17 protein-coding genes are annotated in these 18,650 nt (G+C 41.0%); 7 read left to right on the plus strand and 10 right to left on the minus strand.

What is annotated here, in order from left to right; all coding sequences use genetic code 11:
- Positions 1 to 176: 176 nt before the first annotated feature.
- Positions 177 to 539, plus strand: a complete 363-nt coding sequence (locus LHW48_04915; GenBank protein ID MCB5259803.1) for a hypothetical protein — start codon at positions 177 to 179, stop codon at positions 537 to 539.
- Between the two features lie 12 nt (positions 540 to 551).
- Positions 552 to 2,297, plus strand: a complete 1,746-nt coding sequence (locus tag LHW48_04920; protein ID MCB5259804.1) for an LruC domain-containing protein — start codon at positions 552 to 554, stop codon at positions 2,295 to 2,297.
- Between the two features lie 428 nt (positions 2,298 to 2,725).
- Here the strand turns inward: LHW48_04920 and LHW48_04925 are convergent, their stop codons facing one another.
- From LHW48_04925 to LHW48_04960, 8 genes are all read right to left on the minus strand, one after another.
- Positions 2,726 to 3,523, minus strand: coding sequence for an MBL fold metallo-hydrolase (locus tag LHW48_04925; protein ID MCB5259805.1), 798 nt, complete (start codon positions 3,521 to 3,523; stop codon positions 2,726 to 2,728).
- A complete protein-coding gene (locus tag LHW48_04930; GenBank protein ID MCB5259806.1) occupies positions 3,523 to 4,416 on the minus strand; it encodes a Jag N-terminal domain-containing protein in 894 nt (297 codons plus the stop codon). Before LHW48_04930 ends, LHW48_04925 begins: the two co-directional genes overlap by 1 nt.
- Before the next feature lie 4 nt (positions 4,417 to 4,420).
- Positions 4,421 to 6,064: a membrane protein insertase YidC gene (gene yidC, locus LHW48_04935; protein MCB5259807.1), complete on the minus strand. Its 1,644-nt coding sequence runs from the start codon at positions 6,062 to 6,064 to the stop codon at positions 4,421 to 4,423.
- Between the two features lie 10 nt (positions 6,065 to 6,074).
- Complete coding sequence (gene yidD / locus LHW48_04940) at positions 6,075 to 6,317, minus strand: membrane protein insertion efficiency factor YidD (protein ID MCB5259808.1); 243 nt, start codon at positions 6,315 to 6,317, stop codon at positions 6,075 to 6,077.
- A complete protein-coding gene (gene rnpA / locus LHW48_04945; protein MCB5259809.1) occupies positions 6,308 to 6,622 on the minus strand; it encodes a ribonuclease P protein component in 315 nt (104 codons plus the stop codon). Before rnpA ends, yidD begins: the two co-directional genes overlap by 10 nt.
- 3 nt (positions 6,623 to 6,625) lie before the next feature.
- On the minus strand, positions 6,626 to 6,760 hold the full coding sequence (gene rpmH, locus LHW48_04950) for a 50S ribosomal protein L34 (protein ID MCB5259810.1): 135 nt from the start codon (positions 6,758 to 6,760) through the stop codon (positions 6,626 to 6,628).
- Positions 6,761 to 6,894: 134 nt separating this feature from the next.
- Positions 6,895 to 7,215, minus strand: a complete 321-nt coding sequence (trxA, locus tag LHW48_04955; protein MCB5259811.1) for a thioredoxin — start codon at positions 7,213 to 7,215, stop codon at positions 6,895 to 6,897.
- Between the two features lie 6 nt (positions 7,216 to 7,221).
- On the minus strand, positions 7,222 to 7,494 hold the full coding sequence (locus LHW48_04960; GenBank protein MCB5259812.1) for a co-chaperone GroES: 273 nt from the start codon (positions 7,492 to 7,494) through the stop codon (positions 7,222 to 7,224).
- Between the two features lie 534 nt (positions 7,495 to 8,028).
- Between LHW48_04960 and LHW48_04965 the strand changes: the two genes are divergently transcribed.
- Positions 8,029 to 8,490 carry a hypothetical protein gene (locus LHW48_04965; protein ID MCB5259813.1) on the plus strand — a complete coding sequence of 154 codons (462 nt, stop codon included), beginning with the start codon at positions 8,029 to 8,031 and terminating at the stop codon, positions 8,488 to 8,490.
- Between the two features lie 892 nt (positions 8,491 to 9,382).
- Entirely contained in the window at positions 9,383 to 10,615 is a 1,233-nt protein-coding gene (locus LHW48_04970) for a T9SS type A sorting domain-containing protein (GenBank protein MCB5259814.1), read from the plus strand.
- Between the two features lie 170 nt (positions 10,616 to 10,785).
- On the opposite strand, the gene LHW48_04975 is transcribed toward LHW48_04970, so the two are convergent.
- Together LHW48_04975 and LHW48_04980 are read right to left on the minus strand one after the other, a co-directional pair.
- Entirely contained in the window at positions 10,786 to 11,478 is a 693-nt protein-coding gene (locus tag LHW48_04975) for a class I SAM-dependent methyltransferase (GenBank protein ID MCB5259815.1), read from the minus strand.
- Positions 11,479 to 11,491: 13 nt separating this feature from the next.
- The gene (locus LHW48_04980) at positions 11,492 to 12,430 is read right to left on the minus strand and encodes a LamG domain-containing protein (GenBank protein ID MCB5259816.1); all 939 of its coding nucleotides are present in this window, start codon (positions 12,428 to 12,430) and stop codon (positions 11,492 to 11,494) included.
- Between the two features lie 202 nt (positions 12,431 to 12,632).
- Between LHW48_04980 and LHW48_04985 the strand changes: the two genes are divergently transcribed.
- From LHW48_04985 to LHW48_04995, 3 genes are all read left to right on the plus strand, one after another.
- Entirely contained in the window at positions 12,633 to 13,487 is an 855-nt protein-coding gene (locus LHW48_04985) for an AraC family transcriptional regulator (GenBank protein MCB5259817.1), read from the plus strand.
- Between the two features lie 514 nt (positions 13,488 to 14,001).
- Entirely contained in the window at positions 14,002 to 15,381 is a 1,380-nt protein-coding gene (locus tag LHW48_04990; GenBank protein MCB5259818.1) for an aminopeptidase, read from the plus strand.
- Positions 15,382 to 15,383: 2 nt separating this feature from the next.
- Positions 15,384 to 18,644, plus strand: coding sequence for a choice-of-anchor J domain-containing protein (locus tag LHW48_04995; protein MCB5259819.1), 3,261 nt, complete (start codon positions 15,384 to 15,386; stop codon positions 18,642 to 18,644).
- Positions 18,645 to 18,650: the final 6 nt, after the last annotated feature.

Genomic DNA, 18,650 nt, shown 5'->3' on the forward strand with positions numbered 1-18,650 from the left:
ACTCTGGAAATAAAAAACTTGACAGAAAGCAAAGTAAAATTATCTTAGATAAACATGTAAGTATATATAGTAATAATAGCCTTTAGCAGTTTTTAGACTTTACAATATGCCTAAACTAATACTGCTAAAGATAACGCTTATAAAGCATGATTTTATTTGAATAAGGAGAATAAACAATGAAACGCTTAATATTCTTCATTTTAATCGTAGTGCTCTTTTTACTTGGCGCTTGTGACGATACCAAGGTAAAACTAACGGAAGTAAAAATGCAAGATCTGGTTGTTCCTGATAACTTCAATTATGAAATGAATAATCAGATAGATGTAAATTTACAAGGTGCATGGCGATTACCCGTCTACATCAAAACTACGGGCGGAAACCTTTTGTTTAAAGCACAAATGAACCCTGCATCCGGGATTAACACTAAGCTGATTCTTCCCAATACAATAAAAGAAGTTGTGGTTGAATACCAAACTTTTGCCGAAACGATCAATGTGTCTGGAGGCAACTTAGATTTCAACTTCAGAGCAGAACAATAAGGGGGAGCATAAATGAATAAAGTACTTTTGATAGTAACGTTTAGTCTCATCAGTTTTGCCCTTTTTGCTCAAGGTACTATAGCTGTTTGGGGAAGCCCCCATAATCAAGTAGCCCGTAACGTTCCCGAAGGTGACGATTTCATTGATATCGCTGCCGGCAACAAATACGGTGTCGCCCTGCGTGCAGATGGCAGTGTTGTAACTTGGGGACAAGCAAACCAACTGGTAAATAATTCCCCTGCCGGCAACGATTTCGTTGCCATTTCTGCCGGAGATCAACACGCAGTAGCATTAAAAAATGATGGAACAGTAGTAGCTTGGGGTAGCAACTCCTATGGGCAACTTGAAGTCCCAACTAATAGCGATATTGCTAAGGTAGCCTCCGGAATATATCATTCTGTTGCCTTGCGCACTAACGGAGAACTCGTTGCCTGGGGTAACAATAGCAATGGGCAATGCGATGTACCATCTGGCACATTTATCGACGTAGCAGCCGGCAATACATTTTCATTAGGCATAGCTTCCAGTGGAGAAATTGTTGCTTGGGGACAGGGCTGGAATAATGAGCTTAACGTTCCTAGCGGAAACGACTTTGTGCAGGTTTCGGCAAAGTTCCTCCACGCTATTGCCAGAAGAAGCAATGGTAGCATTGTAGCTTGGGGAAATAATACCGAAAACCTTAATGCTCCTACTACAGGTAACTACATCGATCTTGAAGCTGGCTGGCAAGGAAATGTTGCCATACGAGATGATGGAGAATTGGTAGCCTGGGCAAACCTTTGGGTGCTAAGAACCATTCCGGAATGGGTACAAGAACTAGATATCGTAAAAGTAAGCGGCGGCGATGCCTTCTTCCTTGGACTTACTGGAGAATTTGGCGAAAGTGATGCCGATAGTGACGGGGTGGCAGATTCTATGGATTCCTATCCCGATGATCCCCTACGCGCCTACAATCTTAGTTATCCGCTAGAATCAGCTACCGGATGGGGCACACTGGCATACGAAGACTTGTGGCCTCAAAAAGGTGATTACGATCTAAACGACTTGGTGCTTGATTATAAGATCAGCCTTGTCTTAGACGCCGAGATGAAAGTGAAGGATATTCAAGGAGATTTTATGCTGCGCGCTGTAGGTGCATCAAAACTTAATGCATTTGCCATCGAATTCCCCTTCCCCACCTCCAATATCGATATTCCTAATTCTACCTTAGGTGTTGGAGATGGTTCAGAATACTCGATGCCGGTAATTGAGGCCGGAACAAATAGTATTCTTAAGGTTATTTCTTCTACAGCGGATTTTGTGAATGTTCCCGGAAATGGTGTGTACTGGAATACTCAGATGGAACAGCCCTATTTTGATCCTATCCCTATTAGTTTCGAAATTACTCTCATCGAAGCCTTAGATCAAACCACATTACCCTTCTGGGGCTTTTGGAATCCATATTTGATGGTAGATCGAATTGATGGACATGAAGTCCATTTACCCGGATATCCTCCTACAGTTCTTGCCAATGAAGAGCTTTTTGGTGAGGAAGACGACACTACAAATCCTGAAATGAACAGATATTATAAAACAGCCTCAAACCTGCCTTGGGCACTTGATTTGCCAATACACTGGAAATATCCCATCGAAATGAAGGAAATCAGCCAAGCATATTATAGATTTGCTCCTTGGGCTGAAAGTGGCGGAACCATTTACCAGGATTGGTATGACCTTGGCACCGGAGATTTAAATCTGGATTTTATTTACGATAGATAAATTTAGCCTCAAACTATAAAAAACACCCCGGTTTTTTGGACTGGGGTTTTTTCTATACTTAGTATCTCTTCGGCACTTTATTAAACATAGTAGCCGACTGCTGTCCCCTTATGACTCACATGATGCAGAACAAGACAGTTTAATAATTGGGGCATGGAGCAAAGCCCCATACTACAAGGATGGTTGGTGGGCATAACTACGATCAAAAGGCTCACCAAGCCGATGTTTGGTGCAGAATAATCTGCTAAATATGGATGTACAACGGTCTCATGACAGTCTATTGGAACTCTCTTGGGCTTCGTTCAAGAAGAATTTATGCGACTTATTGGAAGATTATATCCCAAATAAGGAAGTGGGGATGAATGTATAATTACAGAGGAGATTACAAGCAAAAAAAAAGAGGATCCGAAGACCCTCAAATAAGTAATTCACACTCTAAGCGAGTTGATGGGAATCTCCCACTCTCGAGTATCGTGATCCAAGAGCAGTGTTCCGTTTTTAGCTTTTAGGCGGTCATAGATCTGCCGTTTAGCTTTAACGGTATCTTGACGGCATACATCATAGGCAGATGTTATCGCCAATGAAGTGTGAAATTTTGTGGCTATGATGTCTCCGGCATAGATGTAAAATGCCTCAGGGCTGTCAATTTGCACATATTGACTGCCGACGGTATGCCCCCCGGCTTTTACACAAGATATCTCTGGATATATCTCTGCTTCCCCATCAATGAGCTGTACATCACCTTTTTGTTCCAACAAGCTTAGTTGATAATCGAAATCATAGGCAGCCTTGTTTAGTCGATCTGGGCTTTTTGCTATTTCCCATTCGTCTTTCTGAATCCAATACTTTGCTTTGGGAAAAGTTAAGGCATGGTGATCTTTAAAACCGGTAATGATACCACCGGCATGGTCGAAATGGAGATGTGTCATAACAACATCTGTTATATCTGTATCCTTATAACCAAGCTCTGATAATGAATAGGGCAAAGTAAATTCACTCGGTTGATAGATATCCCGCTGCTTCTCACTGAATCTGTTCCCCAAGCCTGTATCCACCAATATCCTTTTTTTATCGCAGACGATGAGGAGTAAATTCAAATCCATCTTTTGTCGACGACGCTCATCCGTTGTTATCTTATCTTTCCAAATTGCGTAGGGCAAAACACCCATCAAAGCACCGCCATCAGACCAATAATTCCCAGCGTATACTTTGAAAATCTTTGTCATTATGAATCTCCACCTTGCGTTTTATTGTTTTTTCGGCGCGGTCGATAGTTAGATTTTCGGGGTGGTTTGGGGGAAGGCTCTGGTTTGTCCTTAGCAGTATCGCTTGTTTTGGCAACAGCTGATGGTTTATTCTCTGTTTTCTTTTGAGGACGGCGATTGCGTTTGGGGCGAACTGAAGTACTAACGTTTTCTTTTACTACAGTATCTTTTACTTTGGTTTCATTTTCTTTGGCTTGAGTTGGTTTGGGGTTTTTGAGAACTTCACTCTCTTTTTGTTTGGCAGAAAAAACGACAATACGCTTGATTTCACCTTCACCAATTGTGAGAGTTTTTAGCCCTCTTTGTTTTTCGATATGACGATGGATAATCCTGCGTTCTGCCGGATTCATTGGCTCTAAAGTTATTGCCTTCCCATTAAGTTTGATCTTTTTAAACTGGGGTAAAAACTTGTCTAAAAACTGGTTCTCCTTGCGCTGTCGATATCCGTTCGCATCCACATAGATGCGTTCAAAAGTGTTATCAGATTCAAACACGCGATTTATGAAATATTGAATAGTTTCCAGCATTGAGCCATTTTTCCCGATAACAAAACCGGTTTCTACTATACCCTCAATTGTAATAAAAAGAGTTTTGCCCTCTTTTCTGGTTTTCATTTTAGCAAAGCTTATACCCATTTTGCTTAGTAGTGTTTCTAGAAAGAGGCGGATTCTATCTTCAGGTTCGGGAAGCTGGAAGCGCACTAGAGCAATCTTATTGGCAAAAAGCCCTAAGAATCCCTTACTGGGTTTTTTTATGATTTCATAGTGAAGCTCATGATCACTAATATTGTGCTCACGGCGAAAGTTGCGGATGATCTCTTCAACAGAGACTCCGCTTTTATCGATTGTTGTCATCAAACTATTCCTTATTATGTCTTTTTAGCAGATAGTACTGCTGAATCACCGAAAAGATATTGAACACTGTCCAGTATAAAACCAATCCAGCCGGCATATTACGAAAGATGAAGAACATCATGATCGGCATCATCCAAGTCATCATCTTCTGAGAAGACTGAGCCGCCTTCTGTTTATCGTCCATATCTTCGGTTTGTATTTTTTTAGGTTGCATCATTAGGGATTGGATAATCATAAATAGCCCCATAATGATGGGAAGAATCATGTAAGGATCCGGCTCAGAAAGATCCTTTAACCAAAATATAAAACCTGCATTACGCATATCCAGAGAATAACGTAACACATTGTAAAGGGCAAAAAAAATGGGCATTTGCAATAGCAATGGTAAACATCCAGATAGTGGGTTTGCGCCAGCTTCTTTGTAAAGTTTGCTCATTTCAAGCTGAAGAGTTTTAGGATCATCCTTATACTTCTTTTGCAGATATTGCATTTGCGGCTGAATCTTCTGCATTTTGAGCGATGCATCCATGCTTTTATGGGTAAGAGGATGCAGTATGATTTTGATTACAAGCGCAAGAATTAATATCACAACTCCGTAATTCTGGATGTAGCCATGTAACCAGCTAAGGAACCACGCTATGATATTAGCCAACCAGCGTAGCCAAGAAGCACCCCTCTCGGCAATGTTTTCCATCTGTCTTCCATAAGACTTCAGGATTTTCGCATCGGCTGGACCGGCATACAACACAAAGCTTTGTTGCCAATTTGCTTTAGATTCTGCACTAAAGCTATCGATGGCAAAGCCCGGATTACCGGTATCGGCATTTATCTGTGTGTTAAAACTCTTGCTTAGGGGAGGCTCGTTTTCTTTTAAAGCCAGAGTGAAATACTTACTTCGTACCGCAGACCATGCATAGCTGCCAAAGCTACCCTGAGGTGGGTTTTTACGCATTTTAGAAAGCGTAACTTTCAGGATTTCGTTATCGGCATACAAATAGAATCGATAGTCTTGTGCCTTGCTCTTAGTATTATTCTCGCTATCCGCAATTCCTGCCAGTAGATCATAACGTACACCATTTACGCTACCCATGTTTTGGATATTCGTATCCATTATAATGCCATATTGCTCATCAAGTCGATAAACTCTTTTTACTACTGCATCGTTGGCACTGGCTAAACTGAATTCTATGCTTCGAGATTGTTCATTTAGCGTATAATTAAAATTGTAAGCACTCAAATCTATTGTATTTCCGCCACTGTAGATATTGGCTCCGAGTATTTGTGCGTGATTGGGAATAAGATCTACCAAGTTTTCGGGACCGAAATCGAAATGCTTTAACTGGATGGAATTAATCACCGCTCCCTTTGTGTTAAAACCTACCTTGATGTTTTCATTCTCTAAAAAAAGGATCTCAGCTTCGGCGCTTTGGATAAACAGACTATCAACATTCACTGTTGCAGCAAGAGCTTGATCTGTACTATCGGTAATAGTATTGTGGGGGCTTTGAGAACTTTGTGGGCTTTCCACAACTTCGCTGTTTTGCGTGGCAATGCGGGCATTATCGCGTCGTGGTTTCCAAACAAAATGATCGAAAACCAGATACAACACTAGCATCATAAGTAAAGCGGTGATAGTACGTTTATCCAAGCTTATCTCCTTAGGGAAGAGGATCGTATCCACCCTTACAGAAAGGGTTGCAACGCAATATCCGCCAAGAACTTAAATATGTAGCCTTAAGCAGATTATAGCGTTGATACGCCTGTAATGCGTAGGTGGAACATGTGGGGGTAAAACGGCAAGTCTTAGGTAAAAATGGCGATATACTTAACTGGTAAAATCGAATTAGCATCATAATTAGTTGCGCTGGAATGCTCACAATAAAATGTAGTTTTATAAGCATTGCATCATGTCTCCGAGATGCTCACATAGTTGCTGCCAATTAAGGCTGGCAGCACCCGGTTTTGCAATTATATTCATCTTCAAATGAGAGGGTAAATTGTTTTCGTGTTCCCGAAACCAAGCCTTCATTCTTCGCTTCAGTCGATTTCTTGATGCCGCATTTGATACTTTTTTGCTGATTGTAATACCCAGTGCCGGACCGATAGAATATGGCAAGATGGGTATATAGAAATACTCTGTCCGAATCGCTTTTTCCGCGCGGGTAAACTCCATATATTCCTGATGATCTCTGATCCATCGGATCATGATTTATACGCAGAGAGACTTTCTCCCTTTGGCTCTGCGACGGGCTAATACCTTACGACCGTTCCTGGTAGCCATGCGACTACGGAAACCATGGGTATTCTTACGAGATCTGTTTGAGGGCTGGTAAGTCCTTTTCATTTATCTATTCTCCTTTGAATTTCACTATTTTCGATTAGATTGTCAGGATTTTTTAATAGGCTATTAAGTCAAGGGATTTCATGCAAAAAAGGGCGAAAGCAATAACTTCCGCCCATTCTTTCTTGTGAATCTTCCTAAAGAAGCGGATTCAACTTGTCCATTATCTTTCCTTTTTGAACTAATCCTACCAGTTGGTCGCTAATCACACCATCTTTGAAGATTAGTAATGTCGGGATGGACATAATGGAATACTTCCCGGCAATATCTGGACTTTCGTCTATATTCACCTTGCAGATTTTTACCTTGCCCTCCATTTCGTCGGTAAGCTTTTGGATAATAGGCAATAAGGCTTTACAAGGACCGCACCAGGGAGCCCAAAAGTCCACCAATACCGGTATATCGGATTTTAAAACTTCTGCCTCAAAGGTATCGGTCTTTACTTCTATAATAGCCATAATGCTCTACTCGACTACTGCTAAGATGTCACTCTTGGATAGAATGAGATATTTTTCGCCATCAAGCTCGATTTCAGTGCCGGCATATTTGCCATAAAGCACCTTGTCGCCTACTTTTACTATCTTTTGCAGGTCCTCATCGGTGCCTACGGCAATGATCTCTGCTATCTGTGGCTTTTCTTTGGCGGTATCCGGAATAATGATTCCGCCGATTTTCTTTTCTTCGGCTGCCGTGGCTATCTTTACCACAACATGATCTTCAATAGGTCTCAGTTTCATATTAACCTCCATAGTTTTACGTAAGATTCCTATGCATTATAATAGTCAATTTCTTGTTCTTAGCAAACACTTTTTTGGAGTGCTAATTTTTGTCAAGACTAAATGACTTAATTGGGTTTCTTCATATAAGAATATAACAAGTCACTCAATTTTTAAACATAACAATGCAAAAGGATGCAAAAGAAAAAGTAAAGTGTATAACATCTCCCAAACAGCAATAAACACAGCCGCTAATCCTTATTGTGGCCAATCACAGGCATTTTTACAGTTGACGAATATCAACAAGCTGCAGATGGATAGTTTCGTTCATGACAAAGAAGTTTTTTTTCTTGAAAGCGAGTATGGCAAAAGCTTCGAATCTCTTCATTGCATTTTTTAAAAAGATATCATTTCCTCAAATATGGCGGCAAATGAGTGGAAGATCAGCAGGTCATAATTCTATTTTTGAAAAGTAAGGGATGCCTGTGGCATTTTAAGCTTGACAAAACCTTCGATACTATTATGAATATTTTTAATAAAAATATGGAGTGATTTATGCGTACACTTGCAAACATTATCTGGCACTTCCCGTTCTTCGGGTTTATTTCTGCATTGGGTGTATTTTTAGTTGGTGGGTTATTTGTTATAACGGTAATTGGGGCTCCTATTGGCTTAGGTTTGATCCAGTTGAGTAAATTTTTGTTGTCTCCATTTAGCAGTTCTATGGTTAGCAAATCTGACTTGAGCATAGAACAAAACAAAGCATGGAAAACATTTGGAATTATCGCAACTATTGTGTATATTCCTTTTGGTCTAGTGCTTTGTGTTGTTACTGTCTGCCAGATTGCGGGTTTGTTTATTTCTATTATCGGCATTCCTATTGCTTTAGTGCTTGCAAAGAGTCTTGGGACATATTTTAATCCGGTTAATAAAGTCTGTGTTCCAGTGTCAGTTGCCAAAGAGCTTGAGAATCGCAAAGCCAATGCTGATGTAGATAAATATCTGAACAAACAATAACCCAAAATTACTCAGTAATTCTTAATCAATAACTCTGTCTCAGCCTGCAAAACACTGTAGATGGTGAATTGTGCTTAGACTTCATCAATGACTAAGTCTTGGTAGATTATGCGTATGCAAGAGTCATTATTGTAAGATAACGGAAACTACCCTTCGATAGTCCCCGTGCGCTTGCAAGTTATTCATGCTTATTTAATATGTTTGTGCCTTATTACCTTAAAGAGTCAGGGAAATCGCCAATTCCGTACACCGGTTTTGCAATATTAAATGCAATATTATTCTATCCATTTATCGCCATTTGTAAATTTGGGTAAATCTTTATACGATAACTAGAACCCCACAGTTTCAAGCATATATTAGCGATAGTTCCTCCTGCCATTATCCTGCCGATATAGCAGAATATCCGCCTAAACCTTAGTTATTTATTCGCTAAGGCATGAGGGTGAGAGGCGGATTGTTTAGTGCTTAAAGCTATTGGTTTCTAAGTTAGCAAAAACCAAGCTGTCATTGTTGATACTTCTCTCTTCACGAAGTTTTCAAGCCTTTTTTATCATTACTTAAGATCTGCTGATGAATTGATCAAGGCCCAAACTGTGATCATTCCTTATCTTGGTGATATTTATTATAACCAATTAGAGTCTGTTGCACATCCAGATATAACAGACTTATATGCACGAGATCTCGGTTTGGTGGGCTTTATCAGATCGTAGCTATGCCCACCCACACACTTGTAGTATGGGAATCCCCCTTCCCCATGCCCAGATTACTCAACCGTCATAATTATATAATTGAGAGCGACACCTCGAACTGACTGAATAATATTTAGATAAGGAATAGAAATTGCTTCATAAATATAGGTGTTACATTGTCATCCCGAGCGAAGGAGGATATCATGAAAGCTATGCTTATAGCGTTAATATCGCTAATGATTTTACCGATTTTTGCATTGGACTGCTTACCTTATGGACCGAACGCCGATCAGATAACGGCGGTGCATCTGGCTGGCTGGCCTGAGTGTTATGGAGTAATTGAAGATGCTCAGAAAATGTTGGTGATATTCGAATCTGGGCTTTATCAGGAATATTCATTTAGTGGAGGGGGGCTTAGCATAAAATCCATATTGCTAAAAGACGAAAATACTCTGATGGTTCTAATGGGAGATGGCACATACAGCGATGGATTATGGGATTTTGATCTCACTGAACATAGCTGGACAATCAATGAATGGTTTGCATTCCCAAATTTCCTGCGTTATTCAGGGTACAATTCTACCTACTATCTGGGTACGGAACAGGGACTCTACCATTCTGCCGATGCGGAAACCTGGAATAGGATTTGGGATTTGGGCGAGGGCGATTTTACAGAACTAACATGCTTTGAAGGTCATTTTGCCTGCCTCAAAGACAGTTTTGTGTACACATCGCATAACGCCGGAGAGAACTGGCAAAGCACTACTTCGCCCTTTTTTGAATCAATTCGCTATACCGATAATGGAGTTTTGTACGGCATAATGGCAAGAATGAGCGATTCAGACGGACTTTGGCGCTCTTGGGATTATGGCGAGAATTGGGAACTGGTATTTTACAGTTCCAACCTTAGCTGTATTGGCCCGAATTTTGGTAATAAGCTGCCTTTGGGCTGGTCTGATGGCGAAACAAATAACTGCACAGTATTTCTTTTGGATCATCATGATAATCTGATTGAGCTGGACCATCCTAATCTGTATGCTCCCAGTATTCAGATGGACATATTTCCCTTTGTGAATACACCGTCATTTTATGTGGTGAACGACAATGGATTGTTCTTTATTACGGGATTTCTTGAAGTCGAAGTAGATGACCTCGTTTCTGCCCCAGCACATCCCATGACTATATATCCCAATCCAGGAAAGGCAAATTTGAAGCTAAAGCTTGGCAAATGTGAGGCAGGAGAAAGCTTGAGACTATACGATATAAAAGGAAGAATGCTTTGTAGCATGAATATTGATAACTCACAAGCGGAGCAGATAGAATGGAATCTGAACCGTACCTTGAGCAATGCTCTGCCCGCTGGAATCTATTTTGTGCGTAGAGTTAATGCCTTGGGCAAAACTCTTGCCGTTAAAAGAGTGACATTGATTAACTAATAGAGAGTTTAAAAAGAGGAAATCTTAGATTTTCTGCCTGTGATGAATAATTGAGATATGTGGCAGAGCCCCATACTACAAGGGTGCTAGCTAGGCTCAGATAAAGCCCACCAAACTGAGATCCCGTGCATAAAAATATGCTATATATGGATGTTCAACAGTCTCATTTACTAATGCAGATTCGGTTTCTGCGCTGTTACAAATAACTCGCCATTATCTTCTTCATCATATTGAGCTTTACTGTGCAAGATGCTGAACCCTGCACTGGCAATCTCAACCTGAATGCTTTGTGCCGTACCCAAATAGCGGAGGGCAACTCCTTCCCTCAATAAGCAACGGCTTTCAGAATCAAATCCAAGCAAGATGTCACTATCCGTTCTCTCGTAACACATTGTACTCACCAAATAGTATCCGCCTGGTTTTAGTAGTCTGAACACATTTTGCAGGTAGTTTCGGCGATCTTTTCCAATGATGCAATGCAGAGAGTGATTATCCATCACAAGCTTAAATGAGTTCTCTGGGAAAGGTAGGCTTTTTGTGGCATCGTTTACAGAAAACCTGACCTGTGAGCCGCGCTTGCTTGCTTCTGCTTCAGCCCACTGTATGGCTTCAGATGCTACATCCGTACCAAAAACCTCGAAGCCCATGCTTTCCAGCCAGAAGGATAGATTGCCCGCCCCACACCCCATATCCAATACTTTGGCATGCTTGGGCAAAGCAATTTTATTCATCATTGCCTCCATCTCCCGAATGCTTTGTTCTATAACCTCCACACTATCCCAACCAGGATAACCATCATTTTTGCGTTTCCGATAGGCTTTGTTGTGTAGTAAGTAATTGATGATGGGAGCTAAGTATTTCATTATCAAATTCCTCTCATTCTTGCGCTACAACCCGATAAAATTTGTGCGCAATCGTTGGGTATGCATCTTGCCAGAAATTGGTGATAATACCCGATTCTTCAAGCGTCCACCCGACTGGAAAAGCAGCGAGAATATCTTCCGAAGAATATATTCTATAAGAGCTCGCCACATCTTGGAGATCCCAAGAGATAATGACCCCTTCTTCTGAACGGTCAATTGTCACATTATTTGGAGCCACAACCATGTCATACAGATTGCGGATACTTGTTTCATCCAAAGCATAGTCATAGATACTGATCTCATCCAGTTTGCCTTTAAAGTAATGACTGCTTGATGCATCGGGATAAGCAGTACCAATACATAATGGGAAATTGGAGTAGGATATCTGCCCAACCAGAGCCACGGAATTGCAGAGTTCGCCATCCAGATATAGTTTAAACGCGGTTCCGTCGTAAGTAGCACAAAGTAAATGCCAGCTATCGTATTCAACCGCTTGAGGTGACGTAATGATGTTTTGTACATTATTAGCTGCAACATGAGCTTTGGGCACGGTAGAATCGTTACTTACTTCTAAAAGATACGATCCATAGGGAGCTGTAGGTATTCTGTATCTCTTTTCTAAGATTCTGGTGTAATCTGGTTTGAATTCACTACTGAACCAAGCGGTGAGAGTGAATTGTTGTGGTCTTAGCAGGGGGGTATCTGCAACCCAGAAATAGTCGCTAATTCCATTCAATTGATAAGCATGGGCAGATAGACCATGACGATCAGGGCAAAGTTGTGGATTACCCTCGATAGTAAGATGCAATCCGTTTATGCTGCTATCTAAGGCATTGCCATCAAAACTGTAATTAACAACAGGTGCAAGGGTTTTACTCTGTACCTGAGCCAGCGTATTGCCGATATTCAATATCAATGGTAATATAGCCACGATCTTAAGGTATATTGTCACATTTCCTCCCATTTGTTTGGGATTGGCAAACGATTTACTGATATTGTCATTATCTGGGATATTTCAAAACTTGTCAAGCAGATTATCAACCTCACTCCCCCCGTTTTTTAAGCGCCAGCAAAAATTATCAATACATTTTGCTTGACCGATCTCATTGAGCACAGTATAGCAATTATTATCAAAAGTGCGTTAGGAGTGAATCATGCATAACAAGTCCGAGCTGGATAAAGCAATCCGCTATATAGAAGCAGGGTTAAAAACAAAACTGATATTGGAAGATATCGCCGAACAGGCTAACATGTCTGCTTGGCACTTTCACCGTGTTTTTATGGCTTCCACAGGAATCACGGTGGGTGAGTATATTCGTAAACGCAGAATGTGTGAAGCTGCCAAAGAATTAGTATTCACCACCAAACCCATCAAACAATTAGCCAGTGAATATCAGTATGAATCACAAGCTTCTTTTACCAGATCATTTGCGGGGATAACCGGCGTCACTCCCGGGAAAATTAGACGCCAAATAGGTCCCTTACAATATTTTAACGCACTATCTTATACACCAAAAGGAGAAAACATGTTATCAGCTCAAATTAAACACAAAGATGCTTTCCGCGTGGTTGGTATCACCTGCCAAAACACAATGAAGGACAATAAGATCCCCGCTTTGTGGAACGACTTTAACCAAAAGATTTGCGGCAATGTACCAGATGCCGTTAATCCCGGTGTAGCCCTGGGAATTTGTTACTATCTCGAACATTTGGAGATGAATGAAAACACACCCTTTATATACCTTGCCGGTGTAGAATATCCCAAAGATACACAATGTCCTAAGGACTTACAACTAAGAGATGTTCCTGCCGCCGATTATGCAGTTTTTGAGCACCATGGAGCATTGGACACGCTAAACCAGACATATATTGCCATCTATAATGAGTGGTTACCTAAGAGCGGGTACAAACGCAAAAATACTGATGATTTTGAACTCTACGATCAACGCTTTAATTATGGAGAGCCCGATTCCGTGATGGAGATCTGGGTTCCTATCGAAAAAATCTAAACATCAAATTCTTGCTAGCACCGGTTTGGACAACTGATTGGTATATACTAATATCCCATCCGGTGCTTATTTTCTGCATATTGTGCACCATCTACATAACCGTAGGCTTAGAAAAGGTTAAAGCAGACATAAAGCTATCCGACGGGAGTATCTCGGGGGGAACTATGCCCAAAACTAAGCTGAAGCCATAGGGAAGCAAAGACTGAGGATATGAGCATCAAAGACTAGTGGATTATCCAAGTCCATAAGTGTCCAATTCCTGATAATTAGAAATGTACCATAGTAGATGGCAAAACCAAACGAACTAACCTATCCGGCATATTCCAGACCCAATATTGAAATACATTTGTGGCAGAATTTCCAACACATTCACAATATTTGGTCAAAAAGTTCTTGACAATCTTGATTCCAAAACAAAAATCGGTACACATAAGATAAGAATATCTATAACAAAGTGTTATGAACATTATATAGAAGTATATAAGCTAGTATAGTTAAAGGAGATATTGGAATAATGATCAAAAATGTGCAGATTGTGTCGCAACACTCCCAAGTAAAAGAATTAGCCAATGACCTTAAGTTTGAAATGCTCGGTCAATTGATTGGCTCAGCTGCCACTTGCCAACAATTGGCGACAGTCTTGGGTGTTAGTAAGCAAAAAATACACTATAACCTGAACAAGCTATTAGCTGAAGGTTTGATTGTGATAACTGATGATACTGCCGATAATGGCAAAGAAGTATATTATCGGGCAAAGGCAAAGAACTATGTTTTAGATTTTGCTTTGGGAAAACATATCAGTGATGGTACAATTAACGGACGTGGAGTTATTCAGAGCATATTAGAAAGCGAATACAAGCTTCCACTCTCCGTAATTGCAGCCCGCATTTTGAAGGAATCATTAAAACTGAAATCGAGACAGAAGCTTGTTATTGTTACTGGAAAATTCAATTTCCCTTTGGTAGAGAAGATACTTTCTGAGGCGGGGCGGCTGGGTATTCGCTGCACATTAATATATCAGGATGAAGAAATGATCCGCTCCAAGTATGAAGATTATTCGCTGGCTGCCTTCAATGCTGATTATGAGAATTTTAACCGCTTATTGCGCAGCAATGATGCATATTTAAACCTTAATGGAGAAGCGCGCTATATTCCGCTAAAAGATCCAGACAAACTAAAACTTAGGCAATCTCATTTCTTTAAGAGTTCTCAGATCATCAAGCAAAAAAAGATACGAGTGGCAATGATGCCCGGGCTTTTAAATGATACCCTTTCTGAAAAAGCTATTGAAAGCGAATTGCAATTTTGGAAAGCTTTGGATATCAACTATGATAGTTTGGCTAAAGATACAATCCAGATCTGTAAAGATTTTTCTGAAACTGAACACATTCAGATTACCGGTAATGGATCACAATTAAAATTCATGGTAAGTCGGGTGTTAGCCGAAACTGGGTCATTTACCAAAAGCGAATATCAAAGCCCGATGATAAACTTGCCGGGAGGTGAGATTTTGATAGTACCCCAGTCTTTTTCCATGAATGGGGAAATCCGTGGCGATGTAGCTTATGCTTTTGGAGAAAAAATACTCAAGCCTGTATTACAGATAAAGAATAACGAAATAAAAAAATACGATGCTGAAAGCAATTCTAAACTCTTGGGCAAAGCAATTCTGGGGGGTGGTTTGGATGGCAGAAAAATCGCCCTAATCTGCATGGGCACCAATCCCAACATTACCTTGGGTGATATCGACAATTCATTTAAACAAAAAACTCGCGGACTGCTTTCTGTGTATTGGGGTGACAATCGCGCCTTAGGCGGTGATGTTGCCGGCACCCTTGAATGGTTTATCCAAATTGAACAACCCAATATCCAGCTTACAAAAAAAGAGGTATAAAAATGAAAGCTATCTTAGGAATAATACTTATGCTGATTTGCTCTGCCATGTTGATGGCTCAATGGCACATCAACGAAGGCTTTGAGGACATTACTACCATTCCACAAGGCTGGAGCGTTTTTGATGATGGCGATGGTTTGGCGTGGAGAAATCTGCAACATGCAAACGCTCACGGCGGCAGTAGGGCAGCCTTTGCAGATAACTATCTACCAAATCAGAATGCCGATTGGCTTATCACTCCCCAGTTCAACGTGAATGCGGGAGACTTCTTGGAGTTTTATGCCAGAGCTTGGTATGGTAGCGAAAATCTGCAAGTGTATGTATCCACAACAACCGCACAGCCGGGTGCCTTTAGTAATGAGATTTTAGATTTGCAGGGATTGGGATCCACCTATCAATTAGCTCAGGTAGATTTGGATAGTTTTGTTAATATGGATATTTATATAGGTTTTTTTTGGCAATGCAGCACCTACGGAATCTTAGTTGATGACATAAAAATTGGGCAAACAGAAATAATCCAGCCCGAGCTTAATCTACCAGATTCCATCAGTTTCTTTAGTGGTGAAACATACAATATCAACGCCGAGGAATACATTGTTTGTACCGATATATCCGCTGTTTCGTTAAGCGTAGAAGCAAACCTCAACATAGATGTGGAAATTGAAGAGTTGAGTATTAGCATCTCTGCCCCAGATTACAGCGGCGAAGATGAATTAGTGTTTACTCTGCACGATAACAGCAGTGGCTTGGACGTAACCGATACCATAATTGTAAATGTTTTAGAAGAACCCGCGGTGGATTTTGTAATAAATCAGATACGATCCCCTCGTGATGTTGAGTATCAAAACATCCCCCTCATCCCTCAGTTGGATGTATCAAATATGGGATGGGCTGACTTTCAGAATAGCATTAACATCGAAATGCAGGTATTTAGTGAACAAAACATATTATTGTATACCGATAGTGTAACTGAGGATGTCTATCTTCCCGCACAAGAAAGTGTTTCAGTTAGTTTTGCAAACAGCTTTAGCCCTGCACAAGAAGAGGTGCTCCGCTTTGTTTTTACAATAGTCACAAGCGATTCATATCCCGATAATAATAGTGCCGACAAGCTCTGTTACGTATTGTATAGGCATACATCTGGGGGACCGGATGACTTTGGTTATCGCTTTCTGGATAGCAACGATCCTTTGGGTCCTGATTATGAATGGATAGATATAAGCGAAAGTGGTACTTCAACCATCATGTACAACGTTCCCGAGTTTTTAGGAGACGATAACTTTAGTGAAGCTATTCCTTTGGGATTTAGTTTCCCATTCTACGGATCTTCCTATGGCAGCGCTTATGTGGATATTAATGGCGAAATTCTCTTGGCAGAAAACTCATGGCAAACTGATTATCCTGCGCAGGGTTGGGGCAATGACGGTAATATGTTCAACTACATGTATCCCATTCCAGGTTACTCTCAAATGCCAGCATTGATTGCTGTTTACTGGGATGACTTGGAAGCTGATGAAGGTACTGGAGATGTTTATTTCCAAACCTTTGGCACAGAGCCTGATCGTTACGCAATTGTCCAATGGAACGATCTCCGTTTTCGTTCCGGAACAGGAGCTGAGAACTTACTAACGTTTCAAGTAATACTACATGAAGACGGCTCTATCAAGATGCAGTATCATACCGTGGCAACCGCTCAAACAGGTGCCAGTATCCCACATGACTTTGGTGCTAGCTCCACCATCGCCCTGCAAAATGAAGCTGCTACAGTAGGTATTACATATTTGAGAGAGATTGTACAGAACAATAGCTATGTGGGTGTAGAACCTTATGGCAATCTCTTGCACGACAATTTGGCAATCCTGTTTTATTTCTCAGAAGATGATCAGGCTCCCATCATCGCTCATGATGCTATTGGCAACACTCTATCTCAGGATATTGAGATTAAAGCAAACATCATCGATATGACACAGCCAATTAGTGCAATGCTACATTATGACACTGGCTCAGGATGGCAGTCAACAACCCCCACCACAAACTCGGATAACAATTACTATTTCAATTTAACCGATTTACCTCTAGGAAGCACAGTGAACTACTATTTCAGTGCCGAAGACGGAGCGGGAAATTCCGTTTCTTTGCCTGCAGACGCTCCCCTTACGTTTTATTCCTTCAAGGTATTGCCTACAGTAGACGCTCAGGTATTGATTGCGTTTAGTGGCAATCAAGACTACAATCGCATCGAACTGCCAATATATGAGGCCTTACTTACCGAGCTTGATATTGCCTACGATATCTATAATTGGGAGGAATACGATAGTTATATACTACCAACATCTTACAAAGGGATTCTCGCTTATGCCAATACCGGTACAGCCAATGAGAAGATGCAATACTTTGCTTCTCAATTAACCCAATATTTGGATAGTGGTACTGACGAGCAACCTCGAAATCTGTGGTTTGCATCGGATGGACTCGCCTCTTCCCAACACGCACATTCGAATTCAAGTAATATCCGCCGTTTGATGAGTGGATATTTTCGTACATATTATGTTGCTACTGGTTTGGGTGGGGGAACAAACGGTCTGGCTGGTCCCGATAGCTTTTCCTATGAGAACGGTACTCTCCTCGCCTTGCCGGGTACGCCTGTGGGAGCTGTAGATCAAGAGTATCCCGTATATGCCAATAGCCCCGATTGCATTTTCCCTAACGATGCGGCTGGAGATCCGTACTTCGATTCAGTTCCTCATCCAGAAATTGGCGCAAATTACATCTATGCGTTTGAGGATGGACCCATCAACGGCCATGCCTATTTATATCATGGAGTAGCAGCAACAGCAGTAGAAACACCATCCTTCAGAGCGCTATATTTCAGTTTCGACTTCTCTCAGCTTACAAACCCCAATCATCGTTATGAATGGATGGAAGACCTTATGGATTGGTGGAATATTGTGCCTTCAGCAACTGATGATCCACAAATTCCAGCTTCAAATAGCGGCTTGATTAGCATATACCCCAATCCCTTCAATCCCAATACCAGTATCTCTTATTACTTAGAAAAAGCTGTACCTGTTAGATTGGAGATTTTCAACCTCAAGGGTCAGAGAGTAAAGACACTATTAAATGAACAAAAAAGTGCTGGAATGCACATCATTGCCTGGGATGGTAAAGATAACAAGGGAAACACAGTAGCCAGTGGCATTTACTACCTTAGCCTTGTTACGCCAGATATCAAACAAGCTCGCAAAATCACAATGTTAAAGTAAAGGGGA

The organism is Candidatus Cloacimonadota bacterium, assembly GCA_020532355.1.
Taxonomy (GTDB): Bacteria; Cloacimonadota; Cloacimonadia; order Cloacimonadales; family Cloacimonadaceae; genus UBA5456.